At 53.5% G+C, this 22,295-nt stretch carries 22 protein-coding genes; 8 read left to right on the top strand and 14 right to left on the bottom strand.

Annotated elements, in window-relative coordinates; genetic code table 11:
* Nucleotides 1-6 precede the first annotated feature (6 nt).
* The 3 genes from sbcD to araJ all read left to right on the top strand — a co-directional run bounded on the left by sbcD (nucleotide 7) and on the right by araJ (nucleotide 5,712).
* On the top strand, nucleotides 7-1,209 hold the full coding sequence (gene sbcD / locus OGV93_RS12110; RefSeq protein ID WP_075846795.1) for an exonuclease subunit SbcD: 1,203 nt from the start codon (nucleotides 7-9) through the stop codon (nucleotides 1,207-1,209).
* Entirely contained in the window at nucleotides 1,206-4,352 is a 3,147-nt protein-coding gene (sbcC, locus tag OGV93_RS12105) for an exonuclease subunit SbcC (RefSeq protein ID WP_287109599.1), read from the top strand. Before sbcD ends, sbcC begins: the two co-directional genes overlap by 4 nt.
* A 187-nt stretch (nucleotides 4,353-4,539) precedes the next feature.
* The gene (araJ, locus tag OGV93_RS12100; protein WP_131380857.1) at nucleotides 4,540-5,712 is read left to right on the top strand and encodes an MFS transporter AraJ; all 1,173 of its coding nucleotides are present in this window, start codon (nucleotides 4,540-4,542) and stop codon (nucleotides 5,710-5,712) included.
* 27 nt (nucleotides 5,713-5,739) lie between these two features.
* On the opposite strand, the gene mak is transcribed toward araJ, so the two are convergent.
* Complete coding sequence (mak, locus tag OGV93_RS12095; RefSeq protein WP_287109598.1) at nucleotides 5,740-6,648, bottom strand: fructokinase; 909 nt, start codon at nucleotides 6,646-6,648, stop codon at nucleotides 5,740-5,742.
* A gap of 91 nt (nucleotides 6,649-6,739) precedes the next feature.
* Here mak and rdgC point away from each other — a divergent pair, with 91 nt between their 5' ends.
* Nucleotides 6,740-7,651, top strand: coding sequence for a recombination-associated protein RdgC (gene rdgC, locus OGV93_RS12090; protein WP_003021479.1), 912 nt, complete (start codon nucleotides 6,740-6,742; stop codon nucleotides 7,649-7,651).
* 50 nt (nucleotides 7,652-7,701) lie between these two features.
* On the opposite strand, the gene ppnP is transcribed toward rdgC, so the two are convergent.
* From ppnP to OGV93_RS12065, 5 genes are all read right to left on the bottom strand, one after another.
* Nucleotides 7,702-7,986, bottom strand: coding sequence for a pyrimidine/purine nucleoside phosphorylase (gene ppnP / locus OGV93_RS12085; protein WP_016152010.1), 285 nt, complete (start codon nucleotides 7,984-7,986; stop codon nucleotides 7,702-7,704).
* Between the two features lie 71 nt (nucleotides 7,987-8,057).
* Nucleotides 8,058-8,735 carry an AroM family protein gene (locus OGV93_RS12080; protein ID WP_016155840.1) on the bottom strand — a complete coding sequence of 226 codons (678 nt, stop codon included), beginning with the start codon at nucleotides 8,733-8,735 and terminating at the stop codon, nucleotides 8,058-8,060.
* A 247-nt stretch (nucleotides 8,736-8,982) separates the two neighbouring features.
* Entirely contained in the window at nucleotides 8,983-9,174 is a 192-nt protein-coding gene (gene yaiA, locus OGV93_RS12075; RefSeq protein WP_016155839.1) for a protein YaiA, read from the bottom strand.
* Nucleotides 9,175-9,200: 26 nt separating this feature from the next.
* Nucleotides 9,201-9,746, bottom strand: a complete 546-nt coding sequence (gene aroL, locus OGV93_RS12070; protein WP_016155838.1) for a shikimate kinase AroL — start codon at nucleotides 9,744-9,746, stop codon at nucleotides 9,201-9,203.
* Nucleotides 9,747-9,931: 185 nt separating this feature from the next.
* A complete protein-coding gene (locus OGV93_RS12065) occupies nucleotides 9,932-10,387 on the bottom strand; it encodes a YaiI/YqxD family protein (RefSeq protein ID WP_016155837.1) in 456 nt (151 codons plus the stop codon).
* 148 nt (nucleotides 10,388-10,535) lie between these two features.
* Here OGV93_RS12065 and proC point away from each other — a divergent pair, with 148 nt between their 5' ends.
* Nucleotides 10,536-11,345: a pyrroline-5-carboxylate reductase gene (gene proC, locus OGV93_RS12060; protein WP_016152005.1), complete on the top strand. Its 810-nt coding sequence runs from the start codon at nucleotides 10,536-10,538 to the stop codon at nucleotides 11,343-11,345.
* A gap of 17 nt (nucleotides 11,346-11,362) precedes the next feature.
* Here the strand turns inward: proC and adrA are convergent, their stop codons facing one another.
* The 5 genes from adrA to OGV93_RS12035 all read right to left on the bottom strand — a co-directional run bounded on the left by adrA (nucleotide 11,363) and on the right by OGV93_RS12035 (nucleotide 16,196).
* A complete protein-coding gene (gene adrA, locus OGV93_RS12055; protein WP_088583121.1) occupies nucleotides 11,363-12,478 on the bottom strand; it encodes a diguanylate cyclase AdrA in 1,116 nt (371 codons plus the stop codon).
* 91 nt (nucleotides 12,479-12,569) lie between these two features.
* Entirely contained in the window at nucleotides 12,570-12,890 is a 321-nt protein-coding gene (psiF, locus tag OGV93_RS12050) for a phosphate starvation-inducible protein PsiF (protein WP_003830956.1), read from the bottom strand.
* Between the two features lie 97 nt (nucleotides 12,891-12,987).
* Nucleotides 12,988-14,403, bottom strand: a complete 1,416-nt coding sequence (gene phoA, locus OGV93_RS12045) for an alkaline phosphatase (RefSeq protein ID WP_287109597.1) — start codon at nucleotides 14,401-14,403, stop codon at nucleotides 12,988-12,990.
* A 104-nt stretch (nucleotides 14,404-14,507) separates the two neighbouring features.
* On the bottom strand, nucleotides 14,508-14,750 hold the full coding sequence (locus tag OGV93_RS12040) for a sigma-S stabilization anti-adapter protein IraP (RefSeq protein ID WP_016152002.1): 243 nt from the start codon (nucleotides 14,748-14,750) through the stop codon (nucleotides 14,508-14,510).
* A gap of 249 nt (nucleotides 14,751-14,999) precedes the next feature.
* The gene (locus OGV93_RS12035) at nucleotides 15,000-16,196 is read right to left on the bottom strand and encodes a multidrug efflux MFS transporter (protein WP_029139428.1); all 1,197 of its coding nucleotides are present in this window, start codon (nucleotides 16,194-16,196) and stop codon (nucleotides 15,000-15,002) included.
* Nucleotides 16,197-16,498: 302 nt separating this feature from the next.
* Between OGV93_RS12035 and ddlA the strand changes: the two genes are divergently transcribed.
* Nucleotides 16,499-17,593: a D-alanine--D-alanine ligase gene (gene ddlA, locus OGV93_RS12030; RefSeq protein WP_101700605.1), complete on the top strand. Its 1,095-nt coding sequence runs from the start codon at nucleotides 16,499-16,501 to the stop codon at nucleotides 17,591-17,593.
* A gap of 25 nt (nucleotides 17,594-17,618) precedes the next feature.
* On the opposite strand, the gene OGV93_RS12025 is transcribed toward ddlA, so the two are convergent.
* On the bottom strand, nucleotides 17,619-17,840 hold the full coding sequence (locus tag OGV93_RS12025; RefSeq protein WP_019076140.1) for a DUF2754 domain-containing protein: 222 nt from the start codon (nucleotides 17,838-17,840) through the stop codon (nucleotides 17,619-17,621).
* A 264-nt stretch (nucleotides 17,841-18,104) separates the two neighbouring features.
* Here OGV93_RS12025 and OGV93_RS12020 point away from each other — a divergent pair, with 264 nt between their 5' ends.
* Entirely contained in the window at nucleotides 18,105-18,428 is a 324-nt protein-coding gene (locus OGV93_RS12020; protein WP_016151998.1) for a DUF2755 family protein, read from the top strand.
* On the opposite strand, the gene OGV93_RS12015 is transcribed toward OGV93_RS12020, so the two are convergent.
* Together OGV93_RS12015 and sbmA are read right to left on the bottom strand one after the other, a co-directional pair.
* Complete coding sequence (locus OGV93_RS12015) at nucleotides 18,413-19,516, bottom strand: DUF1615 domain-containing protein (protein ID WP_101700604.1); 1,104 nt, start codon at nucleotides 19,514-19,516, stop codon at nucleotides 18,413-18,415. The genes OGV93_RS12020 and OGV93_RS12015 overlap by 16 nt on opposite strands.
* Before the next feature lie 16 nt (nucleotides 19,517-19,532).
* Complete coding sequence (gene sbmA, locus OGV93_RS12010; protein ID WP_016155831.1) at nucleotides 19,533-20,753, bottom strand: peptide antibiotic transporter SbmA; 1,221 nt, start codon at nucleotides 20,751-20,753, stop codon at nucleotides 19,533-19,535.
* A 383-nt stretch (nucleotides 20,754-21,136) separates the two neighbouring features.
* Here sbmA and ampH point away from each other — a divergent pair, with 383 nt between their 5' ends.
* Complete coding sequence (gene ampH, locus OGV93_RS12005; RefSeq protein WP_016151995.1) at nucleotides 21,137-22,294, top strand: D-alanyl-D-alanine-carboxypeptidase/endopeptidase AmpH; 1,158 nt, start codon at nucleotides 21,137-21,139, stop codon at nucleotides 22,292-22,294.
* The last annotated feature ends 1 nt before the right edge of the window (nucleotide 22,295 follow it).

Raw genomic sequence — 22,295 nt, 5'->3', positions numbered from 1 at the left:
ACTCTTATGCGCATCCTTCACACGTCTGACTGGCATCTGGGCCAAAATTTCTACAGCAAGAGCCGCGCCGCTGAGCATCAGGCCTTTCTCGACTGGCTGCTGGAAACGGCACAATCCCAGCAGGTGGATGCCATTATTGTGGCAGGCGATATTTTCGATACCGGCTCACCACCTAGCTATGCCCGTGAGCTGTATAACCGTTTTGTCGTCAATCTGCAGCAAACCGGCTGTCATCTGGTGGTGCTGGCAGGCAACCACGACTCCGTCGCCACGCTCAATGAATCCCGCGATATTCTGGCGTTTCTCAACACCACGGTGGTTGCCAGCGCTGGTCATGCGCCGCAGATACTGCCGCTACGCGACGGTACACCGGGGGCGATCCTGTGTCCGGTGCCTTTTTTACGTCCGCGCGACATCATCACCAGCCAGGCCGGGCTGACAGGACAAGAAAAACAGCAGCATTTACTGGGCGCAATCACCGACTATTATCAGCAGCAGTATCAGGATGCCTGCACGCTGCGCGGCGACCACAATCTTCCCATCATTGCGACCGGGCATTTGACCACCGTCGGAGCCAGTAAAAGCGACGCCGTACGTGACATTTATATCGGTACGCTGGACGCCTTCCCGGCGCAAAACTTCCCACCGGCAGACTACATCGCGCTGGGACATATTCACCGGGCGCAGGTTATCGGCGGCACGGAACATATTCGCTACTGCGGCTCGCCGATTGCCCTCAGTTTTGACGAGTGCGGCAAAAGCAAATGTGTACATCTGGTGAGCTTTGACGCGGGGAAACTCAGCGCCGTTGAAAATCTCACCGTGCCGGTTACGCAGCAGCTTGCGGTACTGAAAGGCGATTTAGCCGCCATTACTACCCAGCTTGAGCAGTGGCGCGGCGTGCAGCAAGAGCCACCGGTGTGGCTGGATATTGAAATCACCACCGACGACTACCTGCATGATATGCAACGTAAGATCCAGGCCTTAACCGAAGATTTACCGGTAGAAGTGCTACTGGTGCGCCGCAGTCGGGAACAGCGCGAACGCATTATGGCCAATGAACGACGTGAAACGTTAAGCGAGCTGAGCGTGGCAGAGGTTTTTGACCGCCGCCTGGCGCTGGAAGAACTCGAAGAACCGCAGCGTGAGCGGCTTAACCAGCTGTTTAGCGCAACCTTACAAACGCTTGCCGGGGAGGCTGAAGCATGAAAATTCTCAGCCTGCGCCTGAAAAACCTCAACTCCCTGAAGGGAGAATGGAAAGTCGATTTTACGGCAGAACCTTTTGCCAGCAACGGGTTATTCGCCATCACCGGACCAACGGGTGCGGGGAAAACGACCCTGCTGGACGCAATTTGCCTTGCGCTGTACCACGAAACGCCACGCCTGAATACCGTGTCACAGTCGCAAAACGACCTGATGACCCGCGACACCGCGGAGTGTCTGGCCGAGGTCGAGTTTGAGGTGCGGGGCGAAGCCTACCGCGCATTCTGGAGCCAGAACCGGGCACGCAATCAGCCGGAGGGCAATCTGCAGGTCCCTCGCGTAGAGCTGGCCCGCTGCTCCGACGGTAAAATCCTCGCCGATAAGGTCAAAGATAAGCTGGAGATGACCGCCGAGCTTACCGGGCTGGATTACGGACGTTTTACCCGTTCGATGCTGCTGTCTCAGGGGCAGTTTGCCGCATTTCTCAATGCCAAACCGAAAGAGCGCGCCGAGCTGCTGGAAGAGCTGACCGGCACTGAGATCTACGGCCAAATATCCGCCATGGTATTTGAAAAGCACAAATCAGCGCGTACGGAACTGGAAAAACTGCAGGCCCAGGCCAGCGGTGTTGCGCTGTTAGCGCCACAGCAATTGCAATCTCTGACAGAAAGTTTGCAGGTACTTACTGACGAAGAAAAACAATACCTTACCAGCCAACAAGCCCAGCAGCAGCACCTCAACTGGCTCATGCGGCAAAATGAGCTACAGGCGGAGATAAACCGCCACCAGCAGGCATTACAGGCTGCACTTCAGGCGCAGGAAGAGGCGCAGCCGCAACTGGCGGCGCTGAGTCTGGCACTCCCGGCCAGAGCGTTACGCCCACACTGGGAGCGAATCCAGGAACAAACGGCTACGATTGACCGTACGCGACAGAAGATTCAGGAAGTGAATGCTCGCTTACAAAGCAGCTTAGCGCTGCGCGAGCGTATTCGTCAGCAGGCGCAAACGCAGTCAGCCGCTATGCTTGCCGGACAGCAAACGTTAACCGACTGGTTGAAGGAACATGACCGCTTCCGCTTGTGGAGTAGCGAACTGGCAGGATGGAAAGCGCTGCTGGCCCAACAGTCCGACGCTAGCGCCCAACTGCGCCAGTGGCAGCAGTTGCGGGAGAACGACACGCGCAAGCTTGATGCGCTGGCGCTTCCCACGCTGACCCTTTCGGCACAACAGGTAACGGAAGCGCTGGCGCAACATGTGCAGCTTCGTCCGTTACGCCAGCGGCTGAGTAATCTGCATGGGCAAATCGCCCCGAAGCAAAAGCAACTGGCGCAGCTACGCGCCACGCTTGTGCAGCGTCAGCAGGAGCTGGCCCAGCGCAATGCGGTGCTTACAGAAAAGCGTCAGCGCTATAAAGATAAAAATCAGCAGCTTGCCGATGTGAGAATCATTTGCGAGCAGGAAGCCCGGATCAAAGATCTGGAAAGCCAGCGGGCACTATTGCAATCCGGCATGCCTTGCCCACTTTGCGGCTCCACCACGCACCCGGCGATTGAGCGCTATCAAACGCTCGAACTGAGTGTGAATCAGACACGGCGTGGAGCGCTGGAAAAAGAGGTCAAAACGCTAGCCGATGAGGGGTCAACGCTACGCGGTCAACTTGAGGCGATAACCCAGCAACTTCAGCGCGATGAACGCGAAGTACAAACGCTTTCTCAGGAAGAGCAAGCACTTACTCAAGAGTGGCAGACCGTCACCGCCAGCCTCAACGTGACGCTGCAACCGCAGGATGACATCGCCCCGTGGCTTGCCGCCCAGGAAGAGCACGAGCAGCAGCTTCACCAACTGAGTCTGCGTCATACCCTGCAGGCGCAAATCACCGCACACACAGAGCAGATTACTCAGCTCCAGCAGCATATTGACCAGCGTCAGGCAACGTTAACCGCCGAGCTGGCCCGTCATGGTCTGTCCCTTCCGGCCGAGGGTGAAGTCGCCTCATGGCTGAGCGAGCGGGCGAACGAAGCGCAAATGTGGCAGCAGCGCCAGAACGAACTGACTGAATTACAGGCTCGAATCGCCCAGCTTGCGCCGGTGCTGGAAACGCTGCCTGAAATCGATGCGCTTGGTGAAAACATTGAGAATCTGTCGCTGGAAAACTGGCGGCAGGTGCACGACGATTGCCTCTCTTTACAGGGGCAGTGGCAAACCTTACAGCAGCAGGAGGCGCAGGAGGTTCAGCGCGCTGCAGAAATTCAGGCGCAGTTTGATACCGCATTGCAGGTCAGCATCTTTGCCGATCGCGACGCCTTTGTTGCCGCCCTGCTGGATGAAGAGACCTTTAACCGCCTTGAACAATTGAAGCAATCACTGGAAGGCCAGCGACAGCAGGCGCAAACGCTGCTTAATCAGGCGCAGCAGGCGCTGGCGACTCATCAACAACAGCTACCAACCGGGGTGGATCTCACGCTCACCGTGCAACATCTTCACGACGCGCTGGCGCAACTCACCCAGCAGCTACGGGAGAACACCACTCGTCAGGGCGAAATTCGCCAGCAGCTCAAGCAGGATGGTGAAAACCGCCAGCAGCAGCAGGCGCTGATGCTGACGATTGCGAAAGTCGCACAGCAGGTCGAAGACTGGGGCTATCTGAACGCGCTGATCGGCTCGAAAGAGGGAGATAAATTCCGCAAGTTTGCCCAGGGGCTGACGCTGGATAATCTGGTCTGGCTTGCCAACAACCAGTTGACCCGTCTGCACGGTCGCTATCTGTTGCAGCGCAAGGCCAGCGAAGCGCTGGAGCTGGAAGTGGTTGATACCTGGCAGGCCGATGCCGTGCGTGACACGCGTACGCTTTCCGGCGGCGAGAGCTTCCTCGTGAGTCTGGCGCTGGCGCTGGCGTTGTCCGATCTGGTCAGCCACAAAACGCGAATTGACTCCCTGTTCCTCGACGAAGGTTTCGGCACGTTGGACAGCGAAACGCTGGATACCGCCCTGAATGCGCTCGATGCGCTCAACGCCACTGGCAAAACCATTGGTGTCATCAGCCACGTTGAAGCGATGAAAGAACGCATTCCGGTGCAGATAAAGGTCAAAAAAATCAACGGACTGGGCTACAGCAAACTCGATAAAATGTTTGCAGTTGATGCCTGATAGCAGCTCAGCACCTGGAGGCCGGATATGCGCCAGCGCTATCCGGCACGGCACATAGCACGATCGTGAATACACAAAGACGGATATGAAATGGCATTCCACTTCGCTTATCCGCAAGCTATCTCTATTGGCGGCGAACGTTCGCCGCTATGGCGCATATCGTGCGTCTTTCTTGTTGGCAGGTGGTATGAAAAAAGTCATTTTCTCTTTAGCTCTGGGGACATTTGGGCTGGGCATGGCCGAGTTTGGCATCATGGGTGTACTCACCGAGCTGGCGCGGGACGTGGGAATTTCCATCCCTGCCGCTGGCCATATGATTTCGTTTTACGCTTTTGGCGTGGTGCTGGGCGCACCTATTATTGCGCTCTTTTCCAACCGCTTTTCTCTCAAGCACATTCTGCTGTTTCTGGTCACGCTGTGCGTGATCGGCAACGCCATCTTCACCCTCTCCTCCTCATATTTAATGCTGGCGGTGGGCAGGCTGGTTTCCGGCTTTCCACACGGCGCGTTTTTTGGCGTTGGCGCGATTATCCTGTCGAAGCTGGCCCGTCCTGGAAAAGTCACCGCCGCCGTCGCGGGCATGGTTTCGGGTATGACCGTTGCTAATCTGGTTGGCATTCCCATCGGCACCTGGCTGAGCCAGGAATTTAGCTGGCGCTACACGTTTCTGCTGATAGCCGTCTTTAATATCGCCGTGATGGTCTCGATAACTTTTTGGGTACCCAACATCAGCGATGAAGCCAAAGGGAAACTGCGCGAACAATTTCACTTTTTGAAAACCCCCGCCCCGTGGCTCATCTTTTCCGCCACCATGTTTGGTAACGCCGGGGTTTTCGCCTGGTTCAGCTACGTCAAACCGTACATGATGTTCATCTCCGGCTTTTCCGAAGCGCTGATGACCTTCATCATGATGCTGGTGGGATTGGGGATGGTGTTGGGAAATCTGCTGAGCGGTCGCCTTTCTGGCCGCTATACGCCGCTGCGTATTGCGGTAATAACCGACTTTGTAATTGTGCTGGCTCTGCTGCTGCTCTTTGCCTTTGGCGGGATCAAAGCCGCGTCGCTGATCTTCGCCTTTATTTGCTGCGCGGGCCTGTTTGCCCTGTCGGCGCCGCTGCAAATTTTGCTGCTGCAAAATGCTAAAGGGGGTGAGCTGCTGGGTGCGGCTGGGGGGCAAATTGCCTTTAATCTCGGCAGCGCGATTGGCGCCTGGTGCGGTGGTATGATGCTGACGCTGGGCTTTGCCTACAACTACGTGACGTTACCGGCGGCGCTGCTGTCGTTTTCTGCAATGTCGTCGCTGCTGCTCTACGGTCGCCTGAAGCGCAGCGTATCCCAGATGACTCCCGTTGCCGGATAGCCTCTGCGCTACCCGGCAACGCGAACATTACGCCTGCGGCCACAACCAGGCCGCGCCGCGCACGCCGCTGGAGTCACCGTGCAGCGCCTTGCGTAGAGGCGTTTCGCACTCACCGCCAAAAACAAACTGTTTAATCAACGTTGGCACGTTTTGATACAGTCGATCGACATTGCTCATTCCACCGCCCAGCACGATTACATCCGGATCGAGAATATTCACCACATGTGCCAGTGATTTCGCCAGACGCAGCTCGTACCGACTCAACGCCTGTTCCGCCAGGGTATCCCGGGCATTAACAAGACTGATAATTTCACTGCCCTTGAGCGGCTTACCGCTCAGACGCTGGTAGTCGGTGGCAAAACCGGTTCCGGAAATGAAGGTTTCAATACAGCCTTGCTTGCCGCAATAGCAGGGCACTTCCTGCCGATAACGCAGTTCGTCTTCGTCCATCCACGGCAGCGGATTATGCCCCCACTCGCCCGCAGTACCGTTGCCGCCCGTGTGCGCCCGGCCGTTCAGCGCCACTCCAGCGCCACATCCTGTACCGATAATCACCGCAAACACGGTTTGCGCCCCCGCCGCTGCACCATCAACGGCTTCAGAAACCGCCAGGCAGTTGGCATCATTTGCCAGCCGCACTTCGCGATTCAGACGCGTACTCAGGTCTTTGTCAAAAGGTTGCCCGTTAAGCCAGGTCGAGTTGGCATTCTTCACCACTCCGGTGTAGGGCGAAATTGAACCGGGAATGCCCATCCCGACGGTTCCCGACTGCCCGGTGGCCTTTTCCGCCATCTCCACCAGCGCGGCGATGGTTTCTATCGTTTGCCGATAATCATCACGCGGCGTGGGCAGGCGATGGCGAAAAAGCTGTTCGCCTGCATCGCCAAGCGCGATAACTTCCGTTTTCGTACCGCCTAAATCGATACCTATACGCACTGTTTGCTCCTCTTCCCGATTAACAATGCAAGCATAGCGACAATTCGCTATCATGCCCGCTGGATTTAACGACAAGGCCGTGGAAATTATCATGCTGTGGTTCAAAAATTTAATGGTTTACCGTCTTAGCCGCGATGTTTCTTTGCGTGCCGAAGAGATGGAAAAACAGCTGGCATCAATGACGTTCACCCCTTGCGGTAGCCAGGATATGGCAAAAATGGGCTGGGTTCCGCCGATGGGATCGCACAGCGATGCATTAACGCATACCGCCAATGGCCAAATTATTATCTGCGCCCGCAAAGAAGAAAAAATTCTGCCGTCGCCGGTTATCAAACAGGCGCTGGAAGCCAAAATTTTCAAACTGGAAGCTGAGCAAGGTCGCAAACTCAAGAAGACCGAAAAAGACTCGCTGAAAGATGAAGTTCTGCACTCATTGCTGCCGCGCGCCTTTAGCCGTTTCAGCCAGACGATGATGTGGATCGATACCGTCAACGATCTGATCATGGTTGATTGCGCGAGTGCGAAGAAAGCCGAAGATACGCTGGCGCTGCTGCGTAAGAGTCTCGGTTCGCTGCCGGTCGTTCCGCTGACGATGGAAAACCCCATTGAGCTGACGCTGACCGAATGGGTTCGTTCCGGTACAACGGCACAGGGATTCCAGTTACTGGATGAAGCTGAACTAAAAGCGATCCTTGAAGACGGCGGCGTGATCCGCGCGAAAAAGCAGGATCTGGTCTGCGACGAAATCGCCGTGCATATCGAAGCGGGCAAACTGGTCACCAAGCTGGCCCTCGACTGGCAGCAGCGCATTCAGTTCGTGATGTGTGACGACGGCTCTATTAAGCGTTTGAAGTTTAGCGACGAGCTGCGCGATCAGAACGAAGATATTGACCGCGAAGATTATGCTCAGCGTTTTGATGCCGATTTCATCCTGATGACGGGTGAACTGGCGGCGCTGATTAAAAGTCTGGTGGAAGGATTAGGCGGCGAAGCGCAACGTTAAGCCGTACTTACCGAATGGCGGCATAATGTCGCCATTCGTCATTTCTACGCTTACAGATAGCGGCAAAGATAGGATGTTGGCTCTGCTACCTGCAGATGAAACTCACTGTTGCCCGGTACGTTGAACACGTCCCCTGCGGCATACACCTTCCACTCGGTTTCCCCCGGCAGCAGCACGTTCAGTGCGCCGCTAACGACAGTCATCTCTTCAGGCGCCGCAGTACTAAAGGTATATTCGCCTTCAGCCATCACGCCAACACTGGCGCGGCCAGTACTGCTGCTGGTAAAACCGATCGATTTTACTTTGCCGGAAAAGTATTCATTACTTTGAAGCATACAACTGGCCCTATCTCGTGATTAAGTTGAGAACCAATATAGGGGGCTGACGTTCCACCTGTCACGCAAAATTACGCCAACAGCTCCGAAGCCAGTCGGGCAATCAACACATTAGACAGAAGAACCGGGACATCCAGCGATTTTTGCAGTAAATCGCGATGGCGTTGATTGAACCCCAGACAATCCAGCATGATCACATCCGCGCCTTGCTCCAGCAGTTCTTTCCCGGCATCAATCAATTGTTGTTCGGTACCTTCGATCGGATTCGCCACGGCATACACTGGTGGAGTTTGTAACACCTGCCATTTTTGCGTCTGGGCTTTGAGCAATTCGGTGACGGGGACAATAACCCCGACCTGATGCCCATCGACAATCGAGGCCACCAGCGGGGGGATAATACGTAACGGCTCCAGCAGAATACTATTGCGGGCGGTCAGGCGAGCGATTGAGGCGGTACTCATCAGCAGGATCACGTCAAAGCCCTGGTTATCCAGCACCTCCACGATACTTTGCAGTGAGCGCTCAACCTTCTGGCGTGAGACATGCGCAAGTTGGTGGTCGCTGAGCAGCGTTAATAAAGGCTCGTCACCGGGCGAAACGCCGTACTCAGCCATCACATCTTCTCGCCGCATCTGTCCAAGCAGACTGTGGTGAGTAATGTGCTGTTCATCGATATATTCCGTCAGGAGCGGTAACACCTCACACATCGGCACCACGCCAATCGTGAGGATAGCCAACGACGCACTCATTTGTTGCTCCACCATCTTCTTACTTTGCTGTGAAATCCCGGGCAAGTGCCGGGCGCTGACCTGCGCTACAAATGCTCAAAAGCGTAGCAGCTGATCGGCGGTGTATTGTGTAAAGATTCCAAATCATTCCGGTACTGGATTGTTATTGCTTAATTTTCAATTTTAACGGTATACGGCGAAATTTAAGAAAATGTGATGAACGCCCGTCGTGGCACTTTTCAGACTCGTGCCAGGACGGTGCTTAATATCAGGTTTTATCGGGGTCTTCGTAGCGTTTTTTGGCATCCATGGCTTCCTGCGCAGAAGGATGCTCACTGATCAACGTATTCGGTTTAGGGTGATCGGCTCGAAGTTGATACCAGGTTACCGTCTGGCCTGGCGTCCCCTTTTCAACCGTAACAATGTTCGCTTGACGTGGGTAAGGTGGTTTTGTCGGCATAGTTCTTCCTTTTCACTGGATGAACATTAAGTATAGACACCGCCCTGTAACCGTGGCGCTGCCTGCGCCAGTATCTCAAGAATGTCTTCCACCACCTGCGCAGGTTTATGGGTGGCATCAACGATGTAGTGCGCAGCTTCACGGTACAGAACATCGCGCTGAGCGAGCACTTCCTGCACCTCTTCAGTCAGCGGCTTACCGGTTAAGGTTGGGCGCAATCCCTCTTCAGGCGTGGCCTCCAGACGATCAACCAGTACTGATACCGGTGCGCTTAAATAGATAACCACGCCGTGGCTGCGCATGTAATGACGATTAAATTCGGTAAGAATGATGCCGCCGCCGGTCGCAACAACCGTTGCCGGGGCTGTGACGGCCTGCAGAGCGCTCGTCTCCTGGGCACGAAACCCTTCCCATCCTTCCCTTTCGACGATCTCCGCCACGGTCATCTGCACGTGCGATTGCAACCAGCGATCGGTATCGACAAACTGGAAATCGATAGCCTTCGCCAGCGCCATACCGGTAGTTGTCTTACCACACCCCCGGGGGCCGACAAGATAAAGAGGTTGCGTCATTACAGAAATTCCCCAGGGAGCCGCGAGCGAGCGGGATCTGATGCGGTTAAAGATATAATCATATCACCAAACTAGTACATCGCCAAAACGTAAAGAAAAAATTACATACAGGGTAGCGATACCTATTAACCCCTACTATAACAAGAATTCACCATGAATAAAGTGTAAATAATAAATTACACGTTTTATTTTCTGCGCTGTACTTCCAGCCACCACTTATCAAGCTCAGCAGCAAAATGCTGCCTGTCTCGTGGTGAAAGGCTGTCCGGCCCGCCGGTCTGAATACCGCTGGCGCGTAGCGTATCCATAAAATCACGCATCATCAGACGCTCACGGATCGTGGCTTCGGTATAACGTTCACCGCGCGGATTAAGCGCCGCCGCACCTTTTTCAATGACTTCTGCCGCCAGCGGGATATCCGCTGTTATCACTAAATCACCGGCACTACACTGGCGCACAATCTCGTTATCCGCCACGTCAAACCCGGCGGGAACACGTAATGTGCGGATAAACCGCGAAGACGGGACGCGCAAACTCTGGTTTGCTACCAAAATAAGCGGCATCTGCATGCGCTCAGAAGCGCGGTACAAAATATCTTTAATCACATTCGGACACGCATCGGCATCCACCCATATTGTCATAATTTCTCCCCACTGATGTGCAGTTGCACATTGTCGCGTGCTTTTACTTGCAGGCAAAGTGCTGTTTATCCTTCTGCACGTATTCAATCCGCGCTAAGCTTAGCTTTCCCAGGTAAAACAATGAATATCACGCATAGGGAGTGACAAAATGGACAAGAAAATCGGTTTTATCGGCTGCGGTAATATGGGCAAAGCGATACTTGGCGGCATGATCGCCAGCGGCCAGGTTCTCCCCGGACAAATCTGGGTCTACACCCCTTCCCCCGATAAAGTCGCTGCATTGCACGACCAGTACGGTATTAATGCGGCGCAGTCTGCGCAAGAGGTCGCGCAAATCGCTGACATCGTTTTTGGGGCCGTAAAACCAGGCATCATGATTAAAGTGCTGAGCGAAATTACCTCCAGCCTGAACAAAGACTCCCTGGTCGTCTCGATTGCCGCTGGCGTCACCCTCGATCAGCTCGCCCGCGCGCTGGGCCATGACCGTAAAATCATTCGCGCGATGCCAAACACGCCGTCACTGGTGAATGCCGGAATGACCTCCGTCACGCCGAACGCCTTAGTCACGCCAGAAGACACCGCCGACGTGCTGAATATCTTCCGCTGCTTTGGCGAAGCGGAAGTCATTGCGGAGGCAATGATTCATCCGGTCGTTGGCGTCAGTGGTTCAGCACCGGCCTATGTCTTTATGTTTATTGAAGCAATGGCGGACGCCGCCGTGCAGGGTGGCATGCCTCGCGCGCAAGCTTATAAATTCGCGGCGCAGGCAGTAATGGGGTCGGCAAAGATGGTGCTGGATACGGGTAAACATCCCGGAGAACTGAAGGATATGGTGTGCTCGCCTGGCGGAACCACCATTGAAGCGGTACGCGTCCTGGAAGAACGTGGTTTCCGTTCATCAGTGATTGAAGCGATGATTAAGTGCATGGAGCAGTCGGAAAAACTCAGCCGCTCCTGAGTTAACACCGCCGGACGTCAGGCCGCCGCCTCAGTGCGGTTACGTCCGGAATTCTTTGCTTTGTAGAGCGCCATATCCGCCGACTTTAACCATTCTCGATAATGCTCGGTTTCTGCGGTCAGCGGCGCAACGCCCACGCTGATCCGCAGAGCAACCTGCGGCGCGCAGGATAAACGCAGTTGGCCAAGTCGTTCGTGAACGCGAGACATCGCCGCAATCGCGCTGGTTGCCGGCGTGCCGCACATAATCACCGCAAACTCATCACCGCCAAAGCGCCCGATCACGTCGCTACCGCGTAAGGTCATCTGCAACTGGCGGGTCAGCGCGACAATCGCCTGATCCCCAACGTCATGACCCCAGGTATCATTAATGCTCTTAAAATGGTCGATATCGATAATCAGTAACGTGGCGTCACGCTGGTAACGGCGGCAATTATCAAATTCATTACGCAGTAACAGTTCCCAATGGCGGCGGTTGTACACCCCAGTCATGCCATCTCGCGTACTCATCACCTGTAAACGGCGTTTATGTTCCGCCAGCTTGATGACCGTCTGGTAGCTGACCCAGGCAAACAGCAGCGGATAAATCACCAGCACCGGCAGCGTCAATAGCACGCTAAGTTGAGTACTGCTAAAAGCGACGGAGATATCGGTTAACTGTAACGTCACCAGGCATGAAACCATCATCAAAACGGCGCCTGCGATGAATATTCGCATCCCGCCTGCGCCCATCAGGTTGATGCAGATAATCATCAGCAGCGCCGTGGATGGCAACAGGTTTACGCCCATAATCCCTATCCACATACCGGCAAGAATGGCATCGGCTTTTAAGTTGGTAAATTCGCTATGCAGAGGATCGTCGGCTTTGCTGGCCAACTGCCAGGCCAAATGCGGCCAGACAAACGCCCATCCCACCAGTAATAGCCACCAGCCACCGGTAATAGGCTGAGCAACTAATACCGACGCGATAGGGAAAAACATTCCCCCCAAACCCACCGCTCGCGGCAGCCTGATTCGTCGGGCGAATCGCAGACCGGAACGTTGGTGGTCATTTTGATGAAGCGATAAAAATGCTTCATTCGGGACGACCTTCTTTTGATAAAAGTTTTCATCATTCATTGTATTTGGGAATATTCTGAAACAAATTTCCCAAATTATAGGAAGGGGTCTGGTGGCGGAAGTATGATATTTCGGGTGAGCGATTTTACCTGCTCACCCGTAAGTGCTACGCAGATTTCTTCAGGCAAGCGCTCATAAATTTATTACGATCATCACCTTTCAGAGACTGCTCCGTCGCCTTAACGTTACATTCACGCATTTTTTGCTGCTGCGGCGTCAGGCTCTTTTCCTCCGGCGCAGATTTACTGTTTTTCAGGCAATCACTCATATATGTCTTACGCGCATCCCCTTTTAAGGTCTGCGCCGTTGCCTGCTGATTGCAGGTGGTCATACGCTGTTGTTGCGGGGTTAAAGTCTTCTCGGCAGCACCGACGGTAGTTAAAAAAATCAGACCAAAAAGCAGCGTCATTAATAATGTAATTTTCATAGCATCCTTCTTTTCTGAACGACAACACACAGGTAAGTTTGGCTGCTAACGATAAAAATACCACCCGGCGGCAAAAGTATTGCCGCCGGGCGTCGGGTTATTTCAGTCTTAACGCCGCTTTCATGGTGTAAAACAGGTCGGTTTGATCGGTCAGGCCGACCACATTCGCCGCGTGCGGGCCATAGGCTGCAATTCGTAGCTGGCTGCCGGTGTGCTCCTGAGATTCCTCTTCAGAGTTGCCGTAGCTGATGACCATGACCGCGCCATCTTTGGTGTTCAGCGCCTGGGTCAGGCCTGGTGCTTTGGTATCCGGCGCGACAATCTGGCTGGCATGTGCGTGGTCAGCGGTTACCACCACCAGGGTGTTGCCATCTTTCTTCGCAAAGGCAAGCGCACGCTGTACCGCTTCGTCCAGATCGACCGTTTCGCCAATCTGTCCGCACGGGTTGGCGGCGTGGTCCTGTTTATCGATTGACGCCCCTTCCACTTGCAGGAAAAAACCTTTCTCATTTTTGCTTAACAACTCAATCGCTTTATCCGTCATCTGCGCCAGCGTTGGCACGCTGTCGTCACGCTTTGGATTTGGCGTACAGGTCACAACCGGCTTATCCAGATTGCCATGATAAGACGCTTTCGGACCTTCCCAGCGCACGGGCATATTGCCGTCAGAGAACAGGCCCAGCAGCGGTTTATCCTGATTAGCTTCGGTAATCGCCGCCAGCGTCGCGGTATCACTCACCATCTGATAACCGCGGACCAGGGCTTGTTCACGCAACGTTTTACCCTGCCACTCGCCTGCCGCAGCGGTTTCCGCAAACGTTTTGGCCCCGCCGCCCAGCGTAACGTCAGCCCTGGCATTCAGTAATTGTTCGGTGATTGACCCTTTACCGCCTTTTTCCAGCGCATTGGTTGGGCATTTTTCACGTGTCACGCCTGGGCCATAGCACTTACGCGAAGTCACATGGGCAACCAGCGCCGCCGGGGTAGCATCCTGCAATTCAGCGGTAGAAACGTTGCCCGTTGCCAGCCCCGCCGCTTTTGCCATTTCAAGAATTGTGGCGTGATTTTTTTCATGAATATCAACGCCCAGCGCGCCATTATAGGTTTTCACACCGGTGGTCCACGCCGTCGCGGATGCCGCAGAATCCGTCACATAATCGGGTTTACCCGTTTTCTTATCCAACGCATAGTGCGTGTATTGTCCGGTCAACGGTAAAGCATCAATTCCTTTAAAAAAGCCGCCTGCGCCTTCGGCATAATTTCGCGCGGCCGTTATTTCTGAGTCACCCATCCCATCGCCAATCAATAAAATAATATTTTTGGCCGGTTTATCGCTCAGAGATTCGCGCAGAGCCGCCGTTTGATCGGCAGACAATCGGCGGGCGCCGCCCGGCGTGGTGATATCACCCTGAGCGGCACGATTATCCATAACCGCTATGGCAGAGGTTTCTGCATTAATAACCGGGGTAAACAGCAAAGGTAACAGGGCAATAGCGAGTGCGCTTTGTTTCACTTTATTTTCTCCATGTATAAATACGGTAAAATTAAAACAAAGCGACTATAAGTATTTGATGTGACACTTTTATGATAATTTGTGGATGACGCACCACGGATTACTCAAAACGCTTTTGGCACACTCTCGCCAGCGTTATGAACGTTGGTCAGAAACGCAGGCATACGGCCTTCTCCAGCCAAAGCCCCCTCAATTTGGCGAATAAATATTTGCCGATCGTTACACGTCATATTGCGCAGCATTTCGATGATTACCTGCTCCAGCGTTTCAACCTGCGCCGTCAGTTCTTGCGACTCTTCTTCTTTTTGGGCGAGCTTAAGTAACAACTCAGTAACGAGATTTTTCATTTACGTATTCCCTTAACCAAATATAGGCCACGTTATCATTAAGACTCACAACTGCCTAGAGGATGAAAGTTGTATTTTCATAAGAAATAAAACGTTTTGCGAAAACAATCACAACACAAAATAAGGGGGAAGGAGTCTTAGCGCAGAATTATTCCATATAAAAGGGTAAGGGGATTAATAATCACCTGGATATATAAATGCATAATGATGGATTAACAACGCTGACGGGCAGCGTTGTTAATCAGGTACTCAGCGTGCGCAGCGCCGACGTCGCAACGCGATAGCCAGTTGCCAGATGTTGATTAGCACAATGCACGCCGTGGCAATAAACACCCAGCGAAAGCCCGCCATTGCCGAAACTGTTGCCCCCATTAATGGCCCGGCTACGTTGCCGAGGTACATAAATGACTGGTTATAACCAAAAATGCGCCCGGTTATCTGGTCGCTGGAGTATTTCACCAGCAGCGTCTGCACCGCGGGCAACATCGCGCCGTCGGCAAAGCCGAGCAGAAAACGTAAGATCCCCAACTGCAACGGCGTAGTGACCCATGACATGGCGAAAAACAACACGACGGCGAAGATTAACGTTGCCATTAAAACCCGCTCAGTCCCAATACGATCGCCTAATTTACCTAGCCGGGGCGCAGAAATCAGCGCCGAGATGCCCGGAACCGAAGCAATCAGCCCGCTGAGAAAGGCAATATTAGAACTGTCTGGGACCATTGATTTAATAAACAGCGCCAGAATCGGCCCAATTGAGCCGTTACATAACTGGATCACCATCGTAGTAAAAAACAGGCTGATCACCAGCGCCGGATAAGGCAGCGAGGCAAAGACGGCCCTCCCGCTCAGGCGTTCGCTTTTTTTGATTATCGGGCGCACACCTTCTTTGATTAAGAACAGCGTGACCAGAAAACTCACTACCAGCAAGGCCGCGGTAATACAGAATACCGCCCGTAAGCCAACGTGGTCGGCAATAAAGCCCCCCATCAGTGGTCCGCCAATAACGCCGCTAATTTGCGCCGTCGAGAGCGTACTCAGCGCCCACCCGCTGCGTTCACGCGGAACCTGTGAGGCTACCAGCGCCATCGCATTGGGAATATAGCCAGACGTTAACCCCATGACCCCACGCAGCAGAAAAAGCTGCCAGACGTTAGTGGCAAAGGCCTGCAGTAAAATCGCAATCGCCATACCCAAAGAGGCCCGCAGCAGCATTAGCTTGCGTCCTTTACGGTCGGCTAAACTCCCCCACATCGGAGAGACAATGGCTGAAATCAGGAAGGTGACGCTAAACGTTAAGCCGGACCACATTGAGAGTGCTTCATGGGAGCTTACCCCCAGTTGGGAGATATAGAGCGGTAAAAAAGGTAGGATTTGGCTGATTGCCAGGCCGGTGAAAAAGCAACCGAACCATACGGAAATGAGGTTGACTCTCCAGGATTCCATAGGGACTCATAACGATAAGTAGCTGAAAACTGCGAGCAGCTTAACAAATTACTTAGCCAAATAAGGGTCCACAGGTGCGATATATCACAGTTTAGGATTTTATCTTCCCGCTCATCATATTTGTGATACACCTCACATCAACCCCACAATATCAGCAGGGGTTTATGCTCCGCGTCCGTTCTGCGCGTTTGCGCTTATCTGTTCCTCTGTTGCCCACCAAAACAATCTGCCAGAAGCCGAGGAAACCTGCGTTTTGTCGTGGTAATGTATGTGCTTTGCATTCATGGAATGGGTTTTTTAAGATGGCAAAGTTGCGGGTAGGAATCGTATTTGGTGGTAAATCAGCGGAACATGAAGTGTCATTGCAATCGGCAAAAAATATTGTCGATGCCATCGACAAGACTCGCTTTGACGTTGTGCTGTTAGGTATTGATAAGCAAGGGCAATGGCACATTAGCGATGCCAGTAACTATCTGCTCAATTCAGATGATCCAGCGCATATTGCGCTGCGTCCTTCCGCGACCAGCCTGGCTCAGGTCCCGGGTAAACAAGAGCACCAGTTGATCGATGCGCAAAACGGTCAGCCACTGCCAACGGTCGATGTTATTTTCCCGATCGTACACGGCACGTTGGGTGAAGATGGCTCTCTGCAGGGTATGCTGCGCGTGGCGAATCTGCCGTTCGTCGGTTCTGATGTCCTGGGTTCTGCGGCATGTATGGATAAAGACGTGACCAAACGTCTACTGCGCGATGCCGGATTAAACATCGCGCCATTTATTACGCTCACCCGTGCCAATCGCAACCGCATCAGCTTTGCCGAGGTGGAATCCCGCCTTGGCCTGCCACTGTTTGTGAAACCAGCCAACCAGGGCTCGTCCGTTGGCGTCAGTAAAGTGACCAGCGAAGCGCAATACAATCAGGCCGTCGCGCTGGCATTTGAATTCGACCATAAAGTCGTGGTGGAACAAGGGATCAAGGGCCGCGAGATCGAATGCGCGGTGCTGGGCAACGATCAACCGCAGGCCAGTACCTGTGGCGAGATCGTGCTGAACAGTGATTTTTACGCTTACGACACCAAATACATTGACGATAACGGTGCCAAAGTGGTTGTTCCGGCAGCGATCGCACCGGAAGTTAACGATAAGATCCGCGACATTGCTATTCAGGCTTATCAGACGCTGGGCTGCGCCGGTATGGCGCGCGTGGACGTTTTCTTAACCGCAGAGAACGATGTTGTGATCAATGAGATCAACACGCTGCCGGGCTTTACCAACATCAGCATGTATCCAAAACTGTGGCAGGCGAGCGGCTTAGGCTATACCGATTTGATCACTCGCCTGATCGAACTGGCGCTGGAACGTCATGCGGCGGATAGCGCGTTGAAAACCAGTATGTAAACCCGCCTGGATGCCTGATCGATAGCTATTGGGCATCCTTTGCTTCTTCTTCATCTTCCACGCGGCGACGGATAATTAATCCAGCCAGCCAAAAGCTAATCACCCACGTCACCAACCCCACCGCATAGGTCTGCCATCCCTGCGCTTCAAAACCCAGTAAGCCGACCACACCGTTCAGAATAAAGATAAGCCCAATAGCGAAGGCATAGTAGTGCCAGTCTCGGCGGATTTTAACAGGCAGGTTCATAACGGCTCCGGTGGAAATACAACGTGAAAGCGCATCCTCGCACATTTCCTCATAGACGTCTGTGGCCTGTGCGGAATTTCTGAAATGTAACTTGATTTCACTTAAGGTTACTTAATTGTGACAATCAGCAAAAAACCGAGATCCAGGAATAATCTCTACCTGAAATTACCATCATTCTGATATTGACATTGCCGATCACCTGTCAGACTCACTGTCAGTTCCAGGCATCACGTCAAAAAAAGCAGGTTATTTCCGGAGGTCTTTATGGCTGATTTTACGCTCTCAAAATCCCTGTTTAAGGGCAAGCATCGGGATACCTCCTCCCTGCCCGGCAACATTGCGTATGCCGTATTTGTGCTGTTTTGCTTTTGGGCAGGCGCGCAGGTTTTAAATCTGTTGGCCCACGCTCCCGGCATCTATGAACAGCTGATGCAGTTGCAAATGCAAGAGACAGGACGCCCACGAGTTGAAATTGGCTTAGGCGTCGGTACCCTTTTTGGGCTGGTCCCTTTCCTTGCCGGAAGTCTGATTCTTGGCGCCATCGCGGCATTCGTGCGCTGGCGCCGCCGTCATCATAATGATGACTGACCCATACATTTCGCTCGACGATCGTCCACGCGTTTCGCAAACCACGCGGTAGTCAGATTACGTGTAATCTTCGGGCTTTCCAGCTGAATGCCTGGCAGCATTTCACGGGGTAGCGCTTTCCCGCTCTTCGCTTCCGCCAGCTTATAGACCTTCTCGTACAGCGCGGTATCTTCAAAAGCCAGACTGTCACCTTTTTGCAGTTGGCGGTGGATCTCACTCTCGCTCATCCCCAGCTTACCGGCCAGTTTACGTACCGCCAGCTCGGTTTTGCCCGGCTCGCTGCTGCCGTAGAGAATCAAATCACCATCCGTCGCCAGCTTCACTCCGCTGGCTTTACTGACCGCATTCTGGAAAGCCGCATTGCGGCTGGCATACCATCCCGCATTGAAATCGGCGAAACGGAAGATTGGCGCGCTGTAATTCGCCGGGTAGTTAAGCAGATGATACGTGCCGAACCACAGCCCACCGCGGCGGCTGAACACTTCCTGACGTACTGTTCCCGCCATTTTCCACGGATACCCGTCGGCGTGCTGCTCGGCAAACGCGATACTGACCTGCATTGGCCCACCGGTATGTACCGGATTAAGCGAACCAAACAGCGTCTGCCCCATCGGTACCATATTGATAAAATCATCAAAAATGGCGCTAAGCTGTTTTTCCGTTTTCACCGTATCCAGACGCTCGCTGTAGCTTTTCCCCGTTGGCGAGTTAATCTTCAGTGCGGTATGCACCACAAACTGCGGGATATGCATACGCTCGGCGCGCCGGTCGATCTCTTTCCAGGCGATTTTACTTAAGTTTGGAACGGCCGGATCCGCCTGATAGTTTGACTCCTGTTGCGCGACCGCCAGCACCGAACAGATATTTTCAACCGTCGGCGCCAGCTTCTGGCTTTCAAACGTCTTCGCTAAATCCTGCGCCCATGCGTCCCGGTCTTTCACGCTGGCGGGCATTTTCTGGCGCACCACGCTCGCCACATCGACGGCTTTCTCCCCTTTTTTTAGCGGCTGCGCGGGTTGGCTACTACATCCCACCAGCACCAGAGCGGCCAGACCGGACAAGGGGTAAAGACGGGAAACCGTCGACATAACATCTCCTTTTTTATTAACTAAGCGTATGGGTAACTTCCTGAATATCCTGGCCATCAAGCTCACGTTCAAAGCTGCGCAGACGCTTATAAATAGACATCAGTTCGACTAACGTTGTCCAGGAGTTAATCAAATACTGGAACGAGCCGCGCACCTGGCCAAACACGTTGGTGATTTGCGTCATCAGGCCGAGCGTAATCGTACCGGCAACAATCGACGGAAACAGCAGGAACAAGCCGAAAACGTTATCAACCTGCAGGTATAGAATACGGGCGATATTGAAGTACATATAGTGAAAATAGAGGCGGAAGTAGTTCTGGCGCACCGCATGGAACAGTTCACGCACCGTCGGCGGGGTCGCACGATTAGCGTCATCTTCGCCGTAAACCAGTTCTTTACGGTAGGCCGCTTCCACGCGCTGGTTTTTAAACTCCAGCCCCGGAAGTTTGATGCCGACTACCGCCAGCAAGCCGGTTCCCATCAACGACCAGACAATCGCGGCAATCACCAGGCCATAAGGAACATGTCCAACAATTGGCAGGTCCGGCACATGGGCTGAGAGTGTGACCAGTACAGGTAAGAAGGCAATCAGCGTCATAATCGCATTGATAAAGCTGACCCCCATATCTTCAAGCGTGGAGGCAAAACGCATGGTATCTTCCTGCACACGCTGCGCTGCGCCTTCGATATGACGCAGATGCTGCCAGTGCGCCATATAGTGTTCGTTCATTGCGGTACGCCAGCGGAATACATAGTGGCTGACGAAGAAGTTGTTCATCACCCCAATGACCACGGCAATCAGCGCAATGCCAAGAAAGATGCCTACTTCATGATAGAACTGCTCAATCTTCACCTTATGCGGCGCACTCAACGCGGATTGAATCAGATCATAGAATGGCGCATACCAGGCGTTGACGGCGACGCCAACTTCAACCAGAAACCAGGTCACGAAAATAATCAGCGACGTGCCCAGTATGGACCAGTACTGCCAGCGGTGCGGGCTGTAGATAAACCAGAACAGCGCGAACACCCCAACACAAAGAATGTAATACGCATAAAAAATCAGGTAATCCAGTGACCAGAATCGGGCCGCGCTAATCGGTACGTCTCCCGACGCGCCGGTAATATGTGCAACCCAGGCTCCCCCACCTCCTTGCCAGAATACAACGGCGACCAGTGCCCAAATAAATGCCGAAATAAAGAACGGCCCCGGCTTTGGGAAAAAAGACTTAAACATAGTGCTCTCCTGCTAACTTCTTATCGTTATGACGACTGCTGTGTATTTGCCACCGTGGAGTGCGGTGGCCAGACGGCTTACGCCCAAAAACACAAGCTGAAACCGACAAGTGTGACCAAAACCGCGGCACTTAGTTCGCACCCGGGTATGAAGAATTGTTTCTGTGATTTTCACACTCGACAACGTTCCAGCAAGTGCAGATTATCACAGCGTGAGATCACAAAAGCGAACATCCGTAATCCGGGAAACGCTCGCGTTTACTCATCGTTACGTTTTTCACACTATCATTGGCTGATAAGCGCTTTGCAATACGCCGATGAGTAGTATAAATACGCATACGCACGACATCCTTTTTCACTTTCTCTAACTCATGGACACCACCGTTGAAACGTAGTCTGCTTTTTTCTGCCGCGCTGTGTGCGGCGTCATTGACATCTGTCCAGGCGGCACAGCCTATAACCGATCCGGTCTTCGCCTCTGATATCGTCGATCGTTATGCCGACCATATATTTTACGGCAGCGGTGCTACGGGGATGGCGCTCGTGGTGATTGATGGTAACCAGCGCGTATTTCGCAGCTTCGGCGAAACACGCCCTGGCAATAACGTCCATCCGCAGTTGGATTCCGTTATTCGAATTGCCTCTATTACTAAATTAATGACCAGCGAAATGCTGGTGAAATTACTCGATCAGGGTACGGTTAAACTCAACGATCCATTGAGCAAATATGCGCCGCCTGGCGCGCGCGTGCCGACTTATCAGGGCACGCCGATTACGCTGGTGAATCTGGCGACGCATACCAGCGCGCTACCGCGCGAACAGCCAGGCGGCGCGGCGAAGCGCCCGGTGTTTGTCTGGCCAACCCGTGAACAGCGCTGGAGCTATCTCTCAACCGCCACGCTTAAAGCCGCACCGGGTTCGCAGGCTTCTTATTCCAACCTGGCGTTTGACCTGCTGGCCGATGCGCTGGGAACCGCATCCGGAAAGCCTTATCCGCAGCTGTTTGAAGAAAAAATTACCCGTCCGCTGGGGATGAAAGACACCACCTTTACCCCATCCCCCGATCAATGCAGACGCCTGATGGTCGCGGAAAAAGGCGCCAGTCCTTGCAACAATACCCTGGCGGCAATGGGCAGCGGCGGTGTTTATTCAACGCCCGGTGATATGATGCGCTGGATGCAGCAGTATCTCTCATCTGATTTTTACCATCGTAGCCAGCAGGCCGACCGTATGCAGACGCTGATTTATCAGCGTACGCAGTTAACCAAAGTGATAGGGATGGATGTTCCAGGTAGAGCCGATGCGCTGGGTTTGGGCTGGGTCTATATGGCGCCGAAGAATGGGCGACCAGGAATTATTCAAAAAACCGGTGGCGGCGGCGGCTTCATTACCTATATGGCGATGATCCCACAGCAAAACGTCGGGGCATTTATCGTGGTGACCCGTTCTCCGCTAACCCGATTTACCAATATGAGCGACGGTATCAACGATCTGGTTGCAGAGCTGAGCGGGAATAAACCGCAGGTTATTCCTGCATCCTGAC

This window comes from Citrobacter sp. Cb031 (genome assembly GCF_030336725.1).
In the GTDB taxonomy this organism is placed as follows: Bacteria; Pseudomonadota; Gammaproteobacteria; order Enterobacterales; family Enterobacteriaceae; genus Citrobacter; species Citrobacter braakii.
This window is presented reverse-complemented; position numbering and strand designations above follow the sequence as displayed.